Origin of the sequence: Paenibacillus cisolokensis (assembly GCF_018403665.1) — a bacterium.
Taxonomy (GTDB): Bacteria; Bacillota; Bacilli; order Paenibacillales; family Paenibacillaceae; genus Paenibacillus_AH; species Paenibacillus_AH cisolokensis.
In genome coordinates, this window is record NZ_BOVJ01000244.1 from 1 (window position 1) to 1,644 (window position 1,644).

Sequence of the window (1,644 nt, forward strand, 5' to 3'; positions counted from 1 at the left end):
CCCTTGACCAACGGGCCACATTTCCTTCAATCTACACTGATTTTTTGTGGCAACACAAAAGATTATAGCAAATCGATTTCAGGATGACAAGCCCTTTCTCAAAAATTTTTTTCTGTTTTTTGTTTATGTCAGATACGACAGAAATACGGTTGCAGTGCTGAAATAAACGGTCAACGAGAACAAATCGTTCAACGTGGTGATAAGCGGTCCCGAAGCAACCGCCGGGTCCACTTTCAACCGATGTAAAAGTAACGGGATGACCGTGCCGGCCATCGTCCCGATAATGATGGTCAAAAAGAGCGAAATGCCGACAACGAGACCGAATACCGCGCTGGCCTGCCACCAGCCGGCCACGACGGCAATGCCCGTCCCGCATACCGCGCCGATCAGCAGTCCGACCGACAGTTCCCGCCAGAGCAGCCGCACGATCGTCGTCCGGCCGATCTGCTTTTGCGCGGTCAACCCTCTGACGACGACGGCAAGCGATTGCGTCCCCGTATTGCCCGTCATGCCGGCAATCATAGGCATGAAGAAGGTGAGCGCCACAACTTGATCGAGCGTTCGCTCGAACCGGCTGATGATGCCGCCCGATACGAGGCCCAGGACAAGCAGCATGAGCAGCCAGGGAAGACGGCGCCGCGCCGCCGTCAGCGGCGCGGTGCGGAAATCGATCGTCTTGTCCGATGCCGACAGCTTGTTGATGTCCTCGTTCGCTTCCTCGCGCAGCACGTCGATGACATCGTCGACCGTCACAATGCCGATCAGACGATTTTCACGATCGACGACCGGAACCGATAACAAGTCGTAATCTTCAAATAACATGGCCACTTCTTCCTGGTCCATGTCCACCGGTACGGATACGACCTTTTCCTGCATCAAATCGGCTACGCGCTGATCTTCCCTGGCGAGGACAAGGTCCCGATACGTCAAGCTGCCTTTCAGCCGCTTCTCCTCGTCGACTACATAAAAATAATGGACATGCTTCGTCAGCTCGGCGAACGCCTTCACCTTCTCGACGGCTTCGCGCACCGTATACCGTTCGCGAAACCAGACGTACCGGTTCGTCATCAGGCCGCCGGCCGTTTCCGGTCCGTACGCCATCAGCTTCCGAACCATATCGCTCTCGTCGCGCGTCATAAGCGAAAGCAAATATTCTTTCGCCTCATCCGGCACGTCCGCCAGCATATCCGCCGCGTCGTCGTTCTCCATCCGGTTCAGCACTTCTGCGGCGCGGGCCGCCCCGACAAGCTGCAGCGCTTCCAGCTGACTGTCGGTATCGAGCTCGCTGATAACGTCGGCGAGCGCTTCCGTTTCAAGCGCGCCAAGCAGCAGCGATCGTTCCCGAATCGTCAGCCCGGGATACAGATGCGCAATGTCGTAGGGCGCCCATTCTTCGAGTTGAACGCGCATCCGCTTCTCGTCGCCGGCAAGCAGCCGCGAAGCTTCCGCCGCCAGTTCCGTGCGGCGGTCCGCATGCTGCCTTTTCGTCTCATCGATCATGTCCGTCCGCCTCCAGCCGCACTTCCGCATTAGTTTGCGACAATCTCGTTTATTCCATACTTCCCCCGCAGCACTTCAAAACCATCGTATCGAAACGCGCGGACGAACGTGGCGGCTGGCATCCGGAAGATAGAAGCCCATAAA

At 56.9% G+C, this 1,644-nt stretch carries 1 protein-coding gene; it reads right to left on the minus strand.

Annotated elements, in window-relative coordinates; translation table 11 throughout:
* Positions 1-123: 123 nt before the first annotated feature.
* Entirely contained in the window at positions 124-1,500 is a 1,377-nt protein-coding gene (gene mgtE, locus PACILC2_RS25285) for a magnesium transporter (RefSeq protein ID WP_213531733.1), read from the minus strand.
* Between the last annotated feature and the right edge of the window lie 144 nt (positions 1,501-1,644).

Bases quoted from the DNA above. Each gene is read 5' to 3' on its own strand.
- mgtE (WP_213531733.1), bottom strand. From the start codon at position 1,500: ATGATCGATGAGACGAAAAGGCAGCATGCGGACCGCCGCACGGAACTG.